Source organism: Stappia albiluteola (assembly GCF_014050225.1).
In the GTDB taxonomy this organism is placed as follows: Bacteria; Pseudomonadota; Alphaproteobacteria; order Rhizobiales; family Stappiaceae; genus Hongsoonwoonella; species Hongsoonwoonella albiluteola.
On the sequence record NZ_JACFXV010000031.1, the window covers coordinates 24,075 to 39,233 of the forward strand.

At 61.7% G+C, this 15,159-nt stretch carries 16 protein-coding genes and 1 tRNA gene; 11 read left to right on the top strand and 6 right to left on the bottom strand.

Annotation, left to right across the window (positions count from 1 at the left end):
* Nucleotides 1–66: 66 nt before the first annotated feature.
* The 8 genes from rpmI to H2509_RS01820 all read left to right on the top strand — a co-directional run bounded on the left by rpmI (nt 67) and on the right by H2509_RS01820 (nt 7,201).
* Nucleotides 67–264, top strand: a complete 198-nt coding sequence (gene rpmI / locus H2509_RS01790) for a 50S ribosomal protein L35 (RefSeq protein ID WP_182161696.1) — start codon at nt 67–69, stop codon at nt 262–264.
* Between the two features lie 38 nt (nt 265–302).
* Entirely contained in the window at nt 303–662 is a 360-nt protein-coding gene (rplT, locus tag H2509_RS01795; protein WP_182161698.1) for a 50S ribosomal protein L20, read from the top strand.
* 161 nt (nt 663–823) lie between these two features.
* On the top strand, nt 824–1,882 hold the full coding sequence (locus H2509_RS01800) for an aromatic ring-hydroxylating oxygenase subunit alpha (protein WP_182161700.1): 1,059 nt from the start codon (nt 824–826) through the stop codon (nt 1,880–1,882).
* 77 nt (nt 1,883–1,959) lie between these two features.
* Nucleotides 1,960–2,082: a hypothetical protein gene (locus tag H2509_RS21065; protein WP_268925751.1), complete on the top strand. Its 123-nt coding sequence runs from the start codon at nt 1,960–1,962 to the stop codon at nt 2,080–2,082.
* A 118-nt stretch (nt 2,083–2,200) separates the two neighbouring features.
* Nucleotides 2,201–3,283, top strand: a complete 1,083-nt coding sequence (gene pheS, locus H2509_RS01805) for a phenylalanine--tRNA ligase subunit alpha (protein WP_182161702.1) — start codon at nt 2,201–2,203, stop codon at nt 3,281–3,283.
* A gap of 30 nt (nt 3,284–3,313) precedes the next feature.
* Entirely contained in the window at nt 3,314–3,979 is a 666-nt protein-coding gene (locus H2509_RS01810) for a hypothetical protein (protein ID WP_209001745.1), read from the top strand.
* A gap of 77 nt (nt 3,980–4,056) precedes the next feature.
* On the top strand, nt 4,057–6,474 hold the full coding sequence (gene pheT, locus H2509_RS01815) for a phenylalanine--tRNA ligase subunit beta (RefSeq protein WP_182161928.1): 2,418 nt from the start codon (nt 4,057–4,059) through the stop codon (nt 6,472–6,474).
* Between the two features lie 67 nt (nt 6,475–6,541).
* Complete coding sequence (locus H2509_RS01820; protein WP_182161704.1) at nt 6,542–7,201, top strand: nucleotidyltransferase family protein; 660 nt, start codon at nt 6,542–6,544, stop codon at nt 7,199–7,201.
* Between the two features lie 9 nt (nt 7,202–7,210).
* Here H2509_RS01820 and pabB read toward each other — a convergent pair whose 3' ends face one another.
* The 4 genes from pabB to H2509_RS01840 form a co-directional block, all read right to left on the bottom strand.
* On the bottom strand, nt 7,211–9,031 hold the full coding sequence (gene pabB, locus H2509_RS01825) for an aminodeoxychorismate synthase component I (protein ID WP_182161706.1): 1,821 nt from the start codon (nt 9,029–9,031) through the stop codon (nt 7,211–7,213).
* A gap of 92 nt (nt 9,032–9,123) precedes the next feature.
* Nucleotides 9,124–10,101 (bottom strand): zinc metalloprotease HtpX, encoded by a 978-nt coding sequence (locus tag H2509_RS01830; RefSeq protein ID WP_182161708.1) that lies wholly within the window; start codon nt 10,099–10,101, stop codon nt 9,124–9,126.
* Between the two features lie 122 nt (nt 10,102–10,223).
* Entirely contained in the window at nt 10,224–10,883 is a 660-nt protein-coding gene (gene msrA / locus H2509_RS01835) for a peptide-methionine (S)-S-oxide reductase MsrA (RefSeq protein ID WP_209001753.1), read from the bottom strand.
* A gap of 298 nt (nt 10,884–11,181) precedes the next feature.
* Entirely contained in the window at nt 11,182–11,499 is a 318-nt protein-coding gene (locus tag H2509_RS01840; RefSeq protein ID WP_209001746.1) for a hypothetical protein, read from the bottom strand.
* Between the two features lie 313 nt (nt 11,500–11,812).
* Between H2509_RS01840 and H2509_RS01845 the strand changes: the two genes are divergently transcribed.
* Together H2509_RS01845 and H2509_RS01850 are read left to right on the top strand one after the other, a co-directional pair.
* Nucleotides 11,813–11,902, top strand: a tRNA-Ser gene (locus tag H2509_RS01845).
* A gap of 250 nt (nt 11,903–12,152) precedes the next feature.
* On the top strand, nt 12,153–12,560 hold the full coding sequence (locus H2509_RS01850) for a hypothetical protein (protein WP_182161712.1): 408 nt from the start codon (nt 12,153–12,155) through the stop codon (nt 12,558–12,560).
* A gap of 296 nt (nt 12,561–12,856) precedes the next feature.
* Here the strand turns inward: H2509_RS01850 and H2509_RS01855 are convergent, their stop codons facing one another.
* A complete protein-coding gene (locus H2509_RS01855; protein WP_182161714.1) occupies nt 12,857–13,978 on the bottom strand; it encodes a DNA alkylation repair protein in 1,122 nt (373 codons plus the stop codon).
* A 4-nt stretch (nt 13,979–13,982) separates the two neighbouring features.
* Nucleotides 13,983–14,375, bottom strand: a complete 393-nt coding sequence (locus tag H2509_RS01860; RefSeq protein WP_182161716.1) for a hypothetical protein — start codon at nt 14,373–14,375, stop codon at nt 13,983–13,985.
* A 9-nt stretch (nt 14,376–14,384) separates the two neighbouring features.
* Here H2509_RS01860 and H2509_RS01865 point away from each other — a divergent pair, with 9 nt between their 5' ends.
* Complete coding sequence (locus tag H2509_RS01865; RefSeq protein ID WP_209001747.1) at nt 14,385–15,122, top strand: helix-turn-helix transcriptional regulator; 738 nt, start codon at nt 14,385–14,387, stop codon at nt 15,120–15,122.
* Nucleotides 15,123–15,159: the final 37 nt, after the last annotated feature.

Here is a 15,159-nt window from a genome sequence, read left to right on the forward strand (position 1 = left end):
GGCTCACGAAGGCTCCAAAAACCCACTGGTCGTACCGAAGGTGCGCCGGACAAGAAAGGATCCGAAATGCCCAAGCTGAAGACGAAATCCGGCGCCAAGAAGCGCTTCAAACTGACTGCGACCGGAAAGGTCAAGACCGCCCAGGCCGGCAAGCGCCACGGCATGATCAAGCGCACGGCGAAGTTCATCCGCAAGGCACGCGGCACCACGGTGCTCAGCGAGCAGGATGCACGTATCGTCAAGCAGTTCCTGCCCTACGCCTGAAGACGCAGCGTCTTTAAAGACCTCAAGGAGTTTCCGATATGTCGCGTGTCAAGAGGGGCGTAACCGCTCACGCCCGTCACAAGAAAGTTCTCAAGGCCGCCAAGGGTTACTACGGCCGCCGCAAGAACACCATTCGCATCGCCAAGCAGGCAGTCGAGAAGGCCGGACAGTACGCCTATCGCGACCGCAAGGTCCGCAAGCGTGACTTCCGCGGTCTCTGGATCCAGCGCATCAATGCCGCCGTGCGCGAATTCGGCCTCACCTACAGCCGCTTCATCGACGGCCTGAACAAGGCCGGCGTCGAGGTCGACCGTAAGGTTCTCTCCGACCTCGCCATCCGTCAGCCGGACGCGTTCAAGGTGCTGGTCGAAAAGGCTCAGGGTGCTCTCGCTGCCTGAGCTTTGGCAAACTGAGTGATTGCAAAAGGCGCGCTGTCATCGGCGCGCCTTTTTTGTTTCGGGCACCTCTTCCTTCCGCCCGTCTTGAGCCCTGAGCGCGGAGTCGCTAAACCCCTTCTGCCGGACCTTACCTCTCTCGCTCTCCCGGAGACAGTCGCCCGATGAACAACCTGAAAGCCGAACTCCTGCGCGGCCTGTGGTATGTCGCCTGCACGTCGGAGGAGCTGAAAGCCGGCAAGACCATGGCGAAGAAGCTGATGGGCGAACCGGTCCTGTTCGGCCGCGACCGGCATGGCAAAGCCTTCGCCATCCGCGACATCTGCCCGCATCGCGGCATTCCGCTGCGCTACGGCCGCTTCGACGGCGAGACGGTGCAATGCTGCTATCACGGCTGGAAATTCGATACGTCCGGCACTTGCGTCGACATTCCCTCCACCCACGAATACCAGACGATCGACTATTCGAAGATCTCCTGCGGCGCCTTTCCCGTGAAGGAGCAGCAGGGGCTGGTCTGGGTCTATTTCGCCGATGGCACCGAGCGTCCGGAAGACGGCCGTCAGCCGGAGCCCCCATTGCTGCCCGATTTCGGGCTGGACCAGGGCCCGCGTCTCGCCATCATGCTGCCCTTCGTCTGCTCGGTCGACCATGCGGCCCTGGGCCTGATGGACCCGACTCACGCCGCCTTCGTGCACACGTCCTGGTGGTTCAAGAAGAACGCGACGAAGCTTCGCCCGAAGGAAAAGCATTTCGCGCCGAGCGAACTCGGCTGGGCCATGGTGCGCCACAAGCTGCCGCCGCAGAACATCGCCTACAAACTCCTCGGCAACGACGTGACGACCGAGATCCGCTACAGCCTGCCGGGCCTGCGGATCGAGCACATCAAGGGCGACAGGCATTCGGTCGTCGGCCTCACCACCATCACGCCGGTCGATGAAGACAAGACGGAAGTCAGGCAGATGTTCTGGGCAACGATGGGCTGGGTGAGCCCGTTCAAGCCGCTGCTGCGGCGGCTGATGACAACCTTCCTGGACCAGGACCGCCGGGTCGTGATCCAGCAGCGCGAAGGCCTCGAATACAATCCGAAGCTGATGCTCATCAACGATGCCGACACGCAAGGCCGCTGGTGGATGCAGTTGAAGGACGAGTGGACGCGCTCCGGCTCGGAAGGAAGGGACTTTCAGAACCCGGTCAGGGAACGCACCCTGCGCTGGATGAGTTGAGCGCAGACCGCCACTTGCCAAGCCGGATGCGATCTGGCACCGTCCGCGCGGCTTGACAAAGAACTGGTACAGGCACCATGAGCCGCACGGAAACGGGAGACATCGTCGGTATGCCGCTGCAGATGGCCGCCTTGGCCGTCGGCCTGCGCGAGCGCGATATCGTCTACTGGGGCCCGGCCTGCGGCCGATTTAGGGGCTGAAAAGCTTCCCTTCGCCGCCACTGGAATGCGCGGCCAATTCTGCTAAAAGACCCCCTCGACTTTTCGGTGCGACCGCATGGACAGGCTTGCGTGCGGCGCCGGCAACCAACGAGCAATCATGTCCGAACTCGAAACCCTCGAATCCGACATCCTGGCGGCCATCTCCGCTGCCGACACCGAGGCCCAGCTTGAGGAAGTGCGCGTCGCGGCCCTCGGCAAGAAAGGCAGCGTTTCGGAAAAGCTGAAGACGCTTGGCCGTATGAGCCCCGAAGAGCGCCAGGTGATGGGTCCGGCGATCAACGGCCTCAAGGCGCGCATCACCGATGCACTCGGTACCCGCAAGGACGTGCTGAAGGATGCCGCCCTTTCAGCCCGCCTCGAAGCCGACCGCGTCGACGTGACGATGCCCCTGCGGCGTCCGCCGGCCGAGGAAGGCCGCATCCATCCGGTCAGCCAGGTGATCGACGAACTGACGGCGATCTTCGCCGACATGGGCTTCGCCATTGCCGAAGGCCCGGATATCGAGACCGATCATTTCAACTTCACTGCGCTGAACTTCCCCGTGGGCCATCCGGCTCGGGAAATGCACGACACGTTCTTCTTCGATCCCAAGGAGAACGGCGAGCGCATGCTGCTTCGCACGCACACCTCGCCAGTGCAGATCCGCACCATGACGAGCCAGCAGCCGCCGATCCGCGTGATCATTCCCGGCCGCACTTACCGTTGTGACAGCGATCAGACGCACACGCCTATGTTCCACCAGGTGGAAGGCCTCGTCATCGATAAGGAAAGCCATATCGGTCACCTGAAATGGATCCTCGAAGAGTTCTGCAAGGCATTCTTTGAGGTCGACAATGTGAAGATGCGCTTCCGCCCATCCTTCTTTCCCTTCACGGAGCCGTCGATGGAAGTCGATGTCGGTTGCGATCGCTCCGGAGACGAGATCCGGATCGGCGAAGGCAACGACTGGCTGGAAATCCTCGGCTGCGGCATGGTGCATCCGAACGTCATCCGCAATTGCGGCCTCGATCCGGACGAGTATCAGGGGTTCGCCTGGGGTATGGGGATCGACCGCATCGCCATGCTGAAATACGGCATGCCTGACCTGCGCGCCTTCTTCGACGCCGATGTGCGCTGGCTTGACCATTACGGGTTCCGACCGCTCGACATGCCGACGCTGTTCGGCGGCCTGAGCCGATAAGGAACGACAAGACATTTCACGAGGCAGGGCATGGCGATTTCACGTTTGCTGATGACAATGCTTGCACCGCTGCTCTTTCTGATGGCGGCGATCGCCGCGCCTGCGGGCCATGCCCAGACGGCCGGAGAAGTGTCATCGCCTGCGTCCTTCGTCGATGTCTGCGCGGACAAGTCGAAGGAGCGCGGCCGCCTGCGGTTTTGCGACGAATATTTCGTGCAGGGCCTGGGCGCGGGGGCCGATCCGGTGCTCTACCTGCGCGACCGCATCACGGTATTGCGTTCGCAGCACGAGGCGGCGGCGGAAGCCAAATACGAAAGCTTCCTGACGGCAATCTACCTCACCGCCTTTCTGGCGATCGCCACCATGGTGCTGGTTGCCGCCGACCGCCGTATCCCCGGTCTCGCCCGCTGGTCGACCGTTACCGTGTCGGCTGCGCTGCTCGTGCTGATCGCGGCCGTCGCGGTGGACTGGCTCGGGAAATACCGGGCGGAACATTCCGCGCAGGTCGAGTTTGGCCTCCTTCGCGACGAGATCGAGGTGGAAGCGGCACAGCGGATCGCACGCGGCGAGCAGGTGACCACCGACGACGTGCGCAAATGGACCGCCCGCATGCACGAGATCGGGCGGCGTTTCGCCGGTCATTTCAGCGAGGGATCGGCAACGCCGGATTTCGACCGCTTCGAGCAGGACAACTGATCAACGGCCCTCTCCCGCCCACGACCTGATGCGGTGGAGAGGTGCTGAACGAGACGAATGACGAAGAGACCGCGACGATGAAATTCACGCTCTCCTGGCTCAAGGACCACCTTGATACCGACGCCAGCCTCGACGAGATCGTCGAGAAGCTCACCCTGATCGGCCTCGAGGTCGAAGGGGTCCACAACCCGGCGGAGGCGCTGAAGCCCTTTACCATCGCCCGGGTTGTCGCCGCGCGGCCGCATCCCAATGCCGACCGCCTGAAGGTGCTGACCGTCGACAGCGGCAGTGGCGAACCTCTGCAGATCGTCTGCGGCGCGCCGAATGCGCGCGAGGGGCTCGTCGGCGTGCTGGCTCGGCCCGGTGCCTATGTGCCCGGCATCGACCTGACGCTGTCGATCGGCAAGATCCGCGACGTCGAAAGCTTCGGCATGATGTGCTCCGAGCGCGAGCTTGAGCTTTCCGACGAGCATACCGGCATCATTGACCTGCCTTCGGATGCACCCGTCGGCCAGTCCTTCGCCGCATATGCCGGCCTCGACGATCCTGTGATCGAGATCGGCCTGACGCCGAACCGGCCGGACTGCACCGGCGTGCACGGTATTGCCCGCGACCTCGCCGCCGCCGGCCTCGGCAAGTTGAAGGAAGGTCGCGTCGCGCCGATCGAAACGTCGGGCGCCTGCCCGGTCGATGTGCGTCTCGACTTCGGCGATACGCCGTCGCTCTGCCCGGCCTTCGCACTGCGTCTCGTGCGCGGCGTGAAGAATGGCCCGTCGCCGAAATGGCTGCAGAAGCGGCTCACCGCCATCGGCCTTCGCCCGATCAACGCGCTGGTCGACATTACCAATTACGTCACCTTCGACCGGGGCCGCCCGCTGCATGTCTTCGACGCCGCCAAGGTCAAGGGCGATCTCGTCGTGCGCCGCGGCCGCGATGGCGAGGAAGTGCTGGCGCTGAACGAAAAGACCTACACGGTCGACGATAGCGTCTGTGTCATCGCCGACGAAAACGGCCTTGAATCGATCGCCGGCATCATGGGCGGCGAGCATACCGGCTGCGACGAGAACACCACGGACGTGCTGCTAGAATCCGCGCTCTGGGATGCCTTCAACATTGCCCAGACCGGCCGCAAGCTCGGCATCAATTCCGACGCCCGCTATCGGTTCGAGCGCGGCGTCGATCCCAATTACTGCCTGCCCGGCCTGGAGCAGGGCACCCGCATGATCCTGGATTTGTGCGGCGGCACGCCGACGGAGCACGTGCTGGCCGGCGCCATCCCCGACAGCGAATTCACCATCGACTTCCCCTATTCGGAAGTGAAGCGGCTTTCCGGCCTGTCGCTGACGCCTCCCGAAATCAAGGGCATCCTCACCCGCCTGGGCTTCTGGGTGGCCGGCAGCGGCGACACGGTGAAGGTCGCCCCGCCGTCCTGGCGGCCGGATATCGAGGGCAAGGCCGATCTAGTCGAGGAGGTAATGCGGATCGCCGGCGTCGATCTTATTCCCTCCACGCCGCTGTCGCGTGGCACCCATGTGGGCCAGAAAGTGCTGACCACGGGCCAGATTCGCCGCAACCATGCCCGCCGCGCGCTCGCCGTTCGCGGCCTGAAGGAAGCCGTGACCTGGTCCTTCATTTCCCGCGAACAGGCCGAGGCCTTCGACGGCGGCGCTTCGGTCCTGAAGCTTGCCAATCCGATTTCCTCGGACATGTCGGACATGCGTCCGAGCCTCATTCCGGGACTGGCCGCCGCCGCCCAGCGCAACGCCGACCGGGGCTATGCGGATGTGGCGCTGTTTGAAATCGGCCAGGTCTTTGCCGACGACACGCCCGAAGGCCAGGCGATGGTGGCCGCTGGCATCCGCAAGGGCACGGCTATCATGAGCGGCGCCGGCCGTCACTGGTCCGGCAATGCGCCCGAAGTCACCGTCTTCGATGCCCGCGCGGATGCAGAGGCCGTGCTCGCGGCAATCGGCGCGCCGGTCGACAAGCTGATGGTCTTCGCCGAGGCGCCGTCCTGGTATCATCCGGGCCGGTCCGGCGAGTTGCGGCTTGGCCCCAAGACCGTGCTGGCCCGCTTCGGCGAATTGCACCCCGGCCTGCTGGAGAAGCTCGACATCGACGGCCCGGTCGCAGCCTTCGAAGTGTTCGTCGACGCGGTGCCGGAAGCCAAGGCCAAGGCAAGCCGCTCCAAGGGCGCTCTGCAGATATCCGAACTGATGCCGGTGCGGCGCGACTTCGCCTTCATCGTCGACGCCGGCTTGAGTGCCGAAAAGCTGCTGAAGGCCGCCCGTGGCGCCGAAAAGCAGCTGATTGCCGACGTCTCGCTTTTCGACGTCTATGCGGGCAAGGGCGTGCCGGACGGCAAGAAGTCGCTGGCGATCGACGTAACGCTGCAGCCACGGCAGAAGACGCTGACCGACGAGGAGATCGACGCGGTTTCCGCGCGGATCGTCGCGGCCGTCGAGAAGGCGACCGGCGGCACCTTGCGTGGCTGATTGTGGTCGCCCACCTTGGTCAAAGGCGATTCCGTATCGGATTCGTCTTTGATCGATGAGAGGGGCGATGTCGTCAAAGAGAGCACAAGCGATTGGAACGACACCAAATTCTCCGCTTGATCGTCATCTGCTCGGCGACCCTGCGCGGACTTGCGAACACGAGCGCCGAACCGTGCTTGGTGCCGTCATCCGCTCCGATCATGCATTGATGGCAGTATTGCGGGCTGCTCGCGACATTCGCCTGCCCGATTGGCGCGTCGCTTCGGGTGCGATTTACCAGACGCTCTGGAATGTGTTGACCGGCCGCCCTCAAGGTCACGGCATCAAGGATTACGATCTGATCTATTTCGACGGCAGCGATCTAAGCTTCGAGGCTGAAGACCGGCTTATTGCAAAAGCCGCGAAGTATTTTTCGTTTACCGACAAGCCCGTCGAGATCCGCAATCAGGCCCGCGTTCATCTCTGGTATCCGCAAAAATTCGGCATCGAATACAAGGCCCTGACCTGTTCGGACGAGTCGCTGACCCGCTATCTGTCGCCAACGCAGGCGATCGCGGTCAGGCTCGAAGACGATGACAACCTCGATATCGTCGCCCCTTTCGGATTGGCCAATGCCTTTGCAATGCGCATCGTACCAAACCCAATCTTTTCAAACCCCGTCTCGTATCGTCGGAAAGCCATGTCCGCCAAGGAAAATTGGCCGGAACTGGAGGTGGCTGGCATTTAAGCACGACAATCACTCCGCTGCCTCCGCGTTCAATGTCCGACGCGAAACCTCCGCGCGGATGAGCCCCCTGACCGAGTTGCCGAGATAGATCGTCGCCCCTTCAAGATCGACCGCTTTGAGATCTGCTTCCACTGCCCGTCCCGTTTCGAGCAGTGCCGCACGGAAAGTGCCGGCTAGCAGCCCATGTCGCAGCGCAGGCGTCAGAAGCCGCCCGTCCCGCTCGACGAAGAGCGATGTGTAGCTGCCCTCGGTGAGATAGCCTTCCGTGTTGACGAAAATGACTTCGTCCACGTCATGGCTCCCGGCCAATTGCCTGCGGGTTTGATCAAAGAACGTCCGCCGCGTGGTCTTGTGATAGAGAAACACGTCATCGGCGGAGACCGGCGTCTCGCAGATGGCGACATGCCAGGGTTTGCCAGTCGCGCCAGCCAGGGGCGCATCCGAGATTTCGAAACTGCCGTCGGCCTCCAGTTGCAGCCGCACTCGCCGCCTGCCTGACAATATTTCCGCGTGCTCCTCGAGCGCAGCCTCGACGGCACCAGGATCGCAGGGGTAGCCGAAATAGGCCGCACTCTCCGCAAGCCGGTCGAGATGCCGCTGCAGCAGGAAGTAACCTTCCTCGGGCGTCCACAGCAGGGTCTCAATGAGGCCGAAGCGCTCGAAACTCCCGGTCATGAAGCGAAGCTTCAGCAGGCACTCGTCATATTCGGGCGCAGCCCCGGAATCGAAGACCACGCCGGAACCCGTCCCCGCCTCTCCCCGGCCTTCCCTGTCGATAACCAGAGTGCGGATCGCCACGTTGAAACGGAAGTCGCCGCCGGGAGCAACATGACCGATCGAGCCGGTATAGATGCCCCTGGCGCTTTGCTCCAGGTCGCGCAGTATGGTCATGGCGCTGAGCTTCGGCGCACCGGTGATCGAGCCGCAAGGAAAGAGGTTTTCCGCGATTTCCGCAAAGCCCGCGCCTTGCCTTAGACGCCCTTCGACGGTTGAGGTCATCTGGAAAAGCGTGCGGTAGGTCTCCACCGAAAAGAGCGATGGCACGGTGACGCTGCCGGCTTCCGTCACCCGAGAAAGATCGTTGCGCATCAGGTCGACGATCATCACATTCTCGGCCTGCGACTTGGGATCGGCGGCAAGGGAGCGGGCAATGCGCCGGTCCTCCCGCAACGTCCGTCCGCGTGCGGCCGTGCCCTTCATCGGACGGGTACGGATGAGGCTGCCCTGTCGCTCCAGGAACAGCTCCGGCGACAATGACAAAACGCGGACGTCGCCCGTATCGACGAAGGCCGCGTGACCGACGGGCTGGCGCAATACGAGATCGCGGAACAGGCGCAACGGATCGCCCTCGACCATGAAGCGGGCGCGGATCGTCAGGTTGGCCTGATAGATATCGCCCCTGGCAAGATGCACGCGAACGGCGGCGAAGGCCGCTTCATATTCTTCGCGCGAGGTGTCGAAGCGCATGTCGCCAATGCGGGGCGGACCCGCTTCCGCCGTTTCCGTATGCAGCCAATCCAGGGCCTCCCCCTTCGTCAGCCGGCGGGGCGCGTCGAAAACGCCGAACCATACCAGCGGCACGGAAAGCGGTGGGAGCGGAGCCTTTAGAAGCTTTTGCTCGAAAGCGTAACCCGCCTCATAGGCGAGGAAACCGGCCAGATGTGCACCGTCGCGGCTCTGCGCCTCCACTTCGCCAAGCGTGGAGCGGACATCCTCAAGCCGCGCGCAGGACAGGACTGTGCGCGGGCGCTCGAATAGCAGCGCCCCGTCGTTTTCCTTTGCGTCCAGCAGGAGGACGCGCCCGCCCGGCTGCTTCTTCGGCCCCGTCATCGCCGTCTTTCAGGATGAACCGTCATCGCGTTGAGCTATCGCCTAAGGAGCGACATGGCAAGGCACGCGCTGCGACGTGCCCGGGTCCGTCCTTAATACCAAACGCCGAGACCGCCCATGCGCCGGCGCGGCTTTCCGGTGACCGGCAGCATCGACTTTGCGGTAATATGAGGCCAGCCTTCCACATCTACCAGCGGCGCGGGACGCTTGCGCAGGGACAGGATTCGTCTGACCCGCTCCTCGGTCTTGGGATGAGAACGCAGGATCGACGGGTCCGGGATGCGCGCGCCAGGCAGCATCATCGCTTCCCACATTCGCCCATGCGCTTTTTCCAGCTTCATGAGCGCAGCCGCCAGCCCTTCCGGATCGCCGGTCACTTCCACCGCCGTAAGATCGGCCTCGAACTCGCGGGTGCGCGACAGGGCAAGCTGCAACAGCGTGCCGACAGTGGGCGCGGTGATGAGGATCAGGATCACCAGCCACGGCGCCTGACCGCCGTCGGCCATCAGTTTCGGCGCGTGGAACAGCGCGAGCATCAAGCCAAGGAACGACATGACGCTCGTCATCCGGCTGACGACATCGCTCAGCGCCATCACCCGGATATCCTCACGCAGGATATGGGCGATCTCATGCGCCATGACGCCGATGAACTCGCGGCCGGACAGCCCGCGCACCAGCCCGTCGGTGACGCATATCGCGGCATCGTCACGCCTTCCGATGGAAAAGGCGTTCATCATGCTGGAGCGGATGAGATAGAGATCCGGCGCGCGCGGCAGGCCGGCGCGCTCGCTCAAAAGCCGCAGGATGCGGTGGGCATCCGGCATGACGTCCTCCGGCAACTGCCGGGCGCGGTAGAGGCCGAGCACCATTTTCGGCGACATATGCGTGGCGGCGTAGAGCGAGGCGCCGCCGCCGATCGCCGCCCACAACACGCCCGGAGGCCCCGCCAGCACATAGGCGCAAAGGCCGAGCAGAAACAGGCTGCCGCCGGCAAGAAGCAGCGTATGCAGCAGGTTGCGCAGCCGGTATTCGGCCTGAACATCCGGATTGATGCGCGTGAGACTGTCCATACAGGGAATATAGGCGTTCAGGCAGGCATTGAAAGCAGCGGGGTCGGAACATTAAAGGCCGCCGCGCAAGAAAAAGGGCCGGCGGCTGCCAGCCCTTCATCTCGATCGATCCTGCCCGCGTCCTACTTCGCGTCGACGCCTAGGCCCACCGGGCAGGAGACGCCGGTGCCGCCGAGGCCGCAATAGCCGCGCGGGTTCTTGTCGAGATATTGCTGATGGTCGTCCTCGGCGTAGTAGAAGGGCGGCATCGGCTGGATCTCGGTGGTGATATCGCGGCCGTGGCCCGCTTTCTTTAGCGCATCGCGATAGGCCGCGCGGGTCTTCTCCGCCGCCTCGCGCATTTCCTCGCTAGCGTAGTAGATCGCCGAACGGTACTGCGTGCCGATATCGTTGCCCTGGCGCATACCCTGTGTAGGGTCATGGCCTTCCCAGAAGCGTCGCAGGAGTTCCTCGTGCGAGATCGCTTTTGGATCGAAGACGACGCGCACCACTTCCGTATGACCGGTGCGGCCGCTGCAGACCTCGCCATAGGTTGCATTCTTCGTGTAGCCGCCCGCGTAGCCGACCGCGGTGACGTAAACGCCCGGCGTCTGCCAGAACAGGCGCTCCGCGCCCCAGAAGCAGCCAAGGCCGAGCAGCACTTCCTCGTGACCTTCCGGAACAGCGGCGTCGATCGGCCGGCGGTTCACCGTGTGCAGGCCCGGACGCATGATCGGTGTATCGCGACCCGGCAGCGATTCCTCGCGACCCGGCATCGACACCTTCTTGGTAAGCATGGACATGAATGACATGAAACGTTCCTCCGCCACGTGGACTGTCCGCACGGCCAGCGCCTAATTCTATCGCTCGAATCGACCCGATCAGAACGACCAGAATGTGCTCAAAGCATTTCTCCCGGAGCGCTTTCCCTTCAGATGGCCGCATCTGAAGGGAAAGCGCTCTGGCGTAATGGAGATGAAATAGTCAAGGCAGCTCAAAGAGCAAGGGTACGCCAACCGGCTGCTCAATCAATATCACGGCATTGCGGTGCCTATCGTCGCCGGCATCCCTTCCTTGCAGCTGGCATCGGAGAACCTCGGCCTAACCGGGAAAGCGGATCCGGCGGCGACGGCGTTCGCCGAGCCACAGAAGCAGGAAGCCGAGCGGGCCGGCCACCAGCCAGACCGGTTGCTCCAGAAACCAGAAGATCACCGGGTCCCAGAGATAGGGATTCACGTGGCGCTGGATCGCTGCCTGCGCCGTGTTAAGCGAGGCTGGTGCCAGGTCGAACCAGTACTGGCCGAGAGCCTTGGTGGTCCATGCGGCGGCGGCGATCGAGCGCGTGCCGTCGAGCACCGCGGCCACAAGCGCGATCGCGATCAGCCAGAGGCCGAGGATCTTCGACAGGAAACGCACCATCTGGACCGCTATCCACTCCGTTCTCGCGCCGCGCGACGGACCGTGTCCGCCAGGCTGCCACCCTCCTCTCAATAGCCGCCCGCAGCCGCCCTTGCAACGCGCGCCTCCGCCGCCGATTGCATTGAAGGCGCCCGGCCACCGTTCCCTAGCCGTCTGTTTGTTCAGGCATAATCCAGTCCGCAAACTCCGCGCCCCTTGGGCTGCAGGCCGCAATGTTGAAAACAAGCGGAAATCCTCGCGCAATGGCTTGCAGTCCGCCCTTGCATGAGTATATTGCGCGTCTTGCTGCTGGAGGGCTTCCTTCGGCGCGCGTGGAGAGGTGGCCGAGTGGTTGAAGGCGCACGCCTGGAACGCGTGTATACGGGAAACCGTATCGAGGGTTCGAATCCCTCTCTCTCCGCCATTTACAACAAAAAACTCCATCTATGGATGGCGTTGCAACAAAAATAACGTTGATTTACAAGCGGTTTAGAGCGGATAAACCCGTACTATAGATTTTGAAAAAGGTTCGATTTTCCGTGTCTTTTCCTCTCTATAGACAGATTCTCCTATAAAATCTGCTTTGCTAAAATCCTCTAAAGTACAGGAAAATATAGTGTTTGCTTCCCGTACTTTTGATTGTATGGTACGCTAATAATCAGGTGTAAGTAACCATGAAATATATAAAGATAGCTCTGATATTTATTGCAATTTTAGTAGTTGGGTTTGTTATTGTTGTAAACTTCTCTGCTAAAGAAACTCGTTTCTCTTGTGTGGGAAGCATTAAAATGGCTGAACAAAACGAGGACCTAACTATTTATGTAAAATTACATAAATACCGTCCTTGGGTTGGGTTGTGGAGCGATAGCGCAGGAAGCTTATGGGTTGAAGTCCCAAATAGCAATTTAGAATATCATGAGCATATAGAAGTAGTAGGCGACCAGTTGCAGATATACGATGTTAAATATTCCCAAGGTAAAAAAGAGAAAGCCATAGCTGGAAATTTTTCAATGCTTAGCAAGGTAATTGCTTTGAAATTATATAATGGCTTTTTTGATGGAGAATGCCAGGAAATCCAATAATCTATTTCTATCCCCACCATTGGAAACGCGAACGCCATCAGCATAAATCATTCTTCAGTCACGGCAACCACTTAGCCAAAATAGGTACAGAGACTCTTCAGTGATTTTTGAGTCCATGAACCGCCATTATTTCGTTCCCCGGAAAACCAGCTCGCTGATAGCCCTCGCAGGCACGCGCTGACTGGCTGGCGCACGGTCCTGACTACAATCTCGCGCGTTCGATATGCCGCCACGATACTTCGCTGGAACGATTGAAGTCAGTCGACCATTCTCCACCCGTTCGCTGGGATCGAGTATCAAGCCAGAAGCTCGAAGCCAACAGCTTCGGTATCCTGTCCGTTTATCCTGAATGACAGAGCGTGCGGTCCCGGGTAATGGCGGCGGGTCGTCACGTTGCGGAAATGGTGCTTCCTCTGAAACAATTGGGCTTCGCCCGGGTTCAGGATCACCTTTCCGCCCTTGAAGACCTTAGGCGAAAGCTTCCCGTTCGCCTTCCGGAAATGCACCACGTAGTCGATGACGAGCGACTGCGGCTTGCTCGCCAAAGACTTGAGGGCCAGAGAAAAGGTCTGCACCTCGCCCATGCGAAGCGCCGGGGAGGAAAGTTGTGGCCTGGCAGGCGCCAGCTGCGGGGAGGCATGACCGAAGGCGGCGAGCGCCTCCGCGTTTCCGGCCTTGATAAGGCTGCGGGCCGCGTGGCGGAGAAGGGCCTTGCGGCTCCGGTCCGCATCCACCATCCAGTCGCCAAGCAGAGACGCTATGCGGTGCGGATGATCTTTCGAAATGTCGTTGAGGTTGTTGGCGACCGAGCGCCGGACATAGTCCTCCGGATCGTCGCGGAGCGCCGTCAGCAGCGGCAGAACGGGGCCCGGATACTTCATGAATGCCGGCAGACGCATCGCCCAGGGAAGCCGTGAGCGGGTGCCTTCGGACACCAGGCGGCGAACATGCCGATCGGGGTCGTGAACCCATGCCGCCAGCGTTGCGAGTGTCCGGTTCTGATCGGCTATCAGAAAATATCTGATTGCAAACTCGGACGAGAACCGTTTCGTCATTTCCCTCAGCAGCATCAGGGACCGGTCGAAATCGCCGATCCCGTGCCGCCCCACCAAAAGGGTCAGCGGCAATATCGCCCATCCACGAAGTCCGTCGACAGTCGGGGGCGCGACCAGGTCCGGCAGCGGATCCGGGTGAAGGAGTGCCAGAAGCACATCCGCCCGGATCGCCGGATCGCGAGGAAGAACCGCATGGAGTGCGTCCGCGATCAACCGTGCCCGTTCCATCAACTCCATCCCGTCGAGACGGGATACGATCGAATGGACGAAACCTGCCCGGTCGAAACCGGGACAGTGGCGGCCCAGATGTCCGGCGATCAGATCGACAAGCGCGGATGAGAAAACGGCCTTGAAGGGTTCCATCGGGTCAGGCTTCGTAGGCCGCGAGTGACCGATAGTGACGAACACCTTCGTTCGGATTGGCCGGGTCCATCTCCATAATGGAAAAATATGCCTGGCACGCCGGCGACGTGGCGGCCTCGACCATCACAGCCTCGGCGGCTTCCTCGTCCGCCCAGTGGATCAGGTCCATGTAGCCGCCACCCTCTGCGACCTTGAGCAATTCGCGTCGCAGGAATCCCCTGCGGCCATCCAGGAACTCGCGTTGGAACCTGTCGGATGCGGCAACGAGGTCGGCTTCGCTCACTTCGGACCGGAGGGCAATGACGGCAGTTTCAACGATTGTTGAGGACACAGGCAGCTCCTTGTCGGTTTGTGTCTTACCTCCGGTGCTATGGGAATTGGTGTCATTTAATGACATATTTCTTCCATGGACCGCAGAGACACAGCAAGCCGCCTCGCACGGCTTGACCTCCTCGCAAGCCGGCTGAAGGCGGAGGAACCGATGTCCGTTGCCGGCCTGGCGGAGGAATTCGGGGTCAGCCGCCGGACTCTCTTTCGCGATATCGCGCTCCTTCGGGAAAGGGGATTGCCGATCGAGGCCGACCGTGGCCGTGGCGGTGGCATCCGGCTGGAGCGCAACTGGGGAATCGGCCGGCTGAAACTGTCATACCGCGAAGCTGTGGAGCTACTGATCAGTCTTGCCATTGCCGAGCAAATGGAAGCGCCCTGGATCATTGCCAATCTCGCCCCCATTCGGCGGAAGCTTGCGGCCTCGTTCTCCCAGACATTGCGCGAACGCGTCGACAGCCTGACGAGACGGATCAAGATCGGCCCTTCGGCATCGCCGGCCGTGCTGCAAGGTTTCGTCCAGCCGGACAGCAAGACCGGCGAAGCGCTCTGCCGCGCCTTCCTCGAGCTGCGCCTGCTGCGTTTCAGTTATACCGACGGCGAAGGCAGCCGGAGCCGGCGGCAGGTCGAGCCGCACTACCTGCTGCTGAGCTATCCCGTCTGGTATCTCGTCGCCTGGGACCATGAGCGCAAGGCAGTACGCAGCTTCCGCCTTGATCGCATGCATAACGGAGACATCCTGAGCGAAGAATTCAAGCTACGGCCTTTTGAGTATTTCGCGGAAGTCTTCGCGGGGGTTCCTGCGGTTTCTCCCTGATCCCGCATTGAAGCGCAAAAGGAGAGACGGCGCGGTC

Coding starts and splice junctions, on each gene's coding strand:
- H2509_RS01810 (WP_209001745.1), top strand. CDS start 3,314: ATGGCGATTTCACGTTTGCTGATGACAATGCTTGCACCGCTGCTCTTT.
- H2509_RS01865 (WP_209001747.1), top strand. CDS start 14,385: ATGGACCGCAGAGACACAGCAAGCCGCCTCGCACGGCTTGACCTCCTC.
- H2509_RS01820 (WP_182161704.1), top strand. CDS start 6,542: ATGTCGTCAAAGAGAGCACAAGCGATTGGAACGACACCAAATTCTCCG.
- H2509_RS21065 (WP_268925751.1), top strand. CDS start 1,960: ATGAGCCGCACGGAAACGGGAGACATCGTCGGTATGCCGCTGCAGATG.
- H2509_RS01850 (WP_182161712.1), top strand. CDS start 12,153: ATGAAATATATAAAGATAGCTCTGATATTTATTGCAATTTTAGTAGTT.
- pabB (WP_182161706.1), bottom strand. CDS start 9,031: ATGACGGGGCCGAAGAAGCAGCCGGGCGGGCGCGTCCTCCTGCTGGAC.
- rpmI (WP_182161696.1), top strand. CDS start 67: ATGCCCAAGCTGAAGACGAAATCCGGCGCCAAGAAGCGCTTCAAACTG.
- msrA (WP_209001753.1), bottom strand. CDS start 10,883: ATGTCCATGCTTACCAAGAAGGTGTCGATGCCGGGTCGCGAGGAATCG.
- H2509_RS01830 (WP_182161708.1), bottom strand. CDS start 10,101: ATGGACAGTCTCACGCGCATCAATCCGGATGTTCAGGCCGAATACCGG.
- rplT (WP_182161698.1), top strand. CDS start 303: ATGTCGCGTGTCAAGAGGGGCGTAACCGCTCACGCCCGTCACAAGAAA.
- H2509_RS01855 (WP_182161714.1), bottom strand. CDS start 13,978: ATGGAACCCTTCAAGGCCGTTTTCTCATCCGCGCTTGTCGATCTGATC.
- H2509_RS01840 (WP_209001746.1), bottom strand. CDS start 11,499: ATGGTGCGTTTCCTGTCGAAGATCCTCGGCCTCTGGCTGATCGCGATC.
- H2509_RS01800 (WP_182161700.1), top strand. CDS start 824: ATGAACAACCTGAAAGCCGAACTCCTGCGCGGCCTGTGGTATGTCGCC.
- pheS (WP_182161702.1), top strand. CDS start 2,201: ATGTCCGAACTCGAAACCCTCGAATCCGACATCCTGGCGGCCATCTCC.
- pheT (WP_182161928.1), top strand. CDS start 4,057: ATGAAATTCACGCTCTCCTGGCTCAAGGACCACCTTGATACCGACGCC.
- H2509_RS01860 (WP_182161716.1), bottom strand. CDS start 14,375: ATGTCATTAAATGACACCAATTCCCATAGCACCGGAGGTAAGACACAA.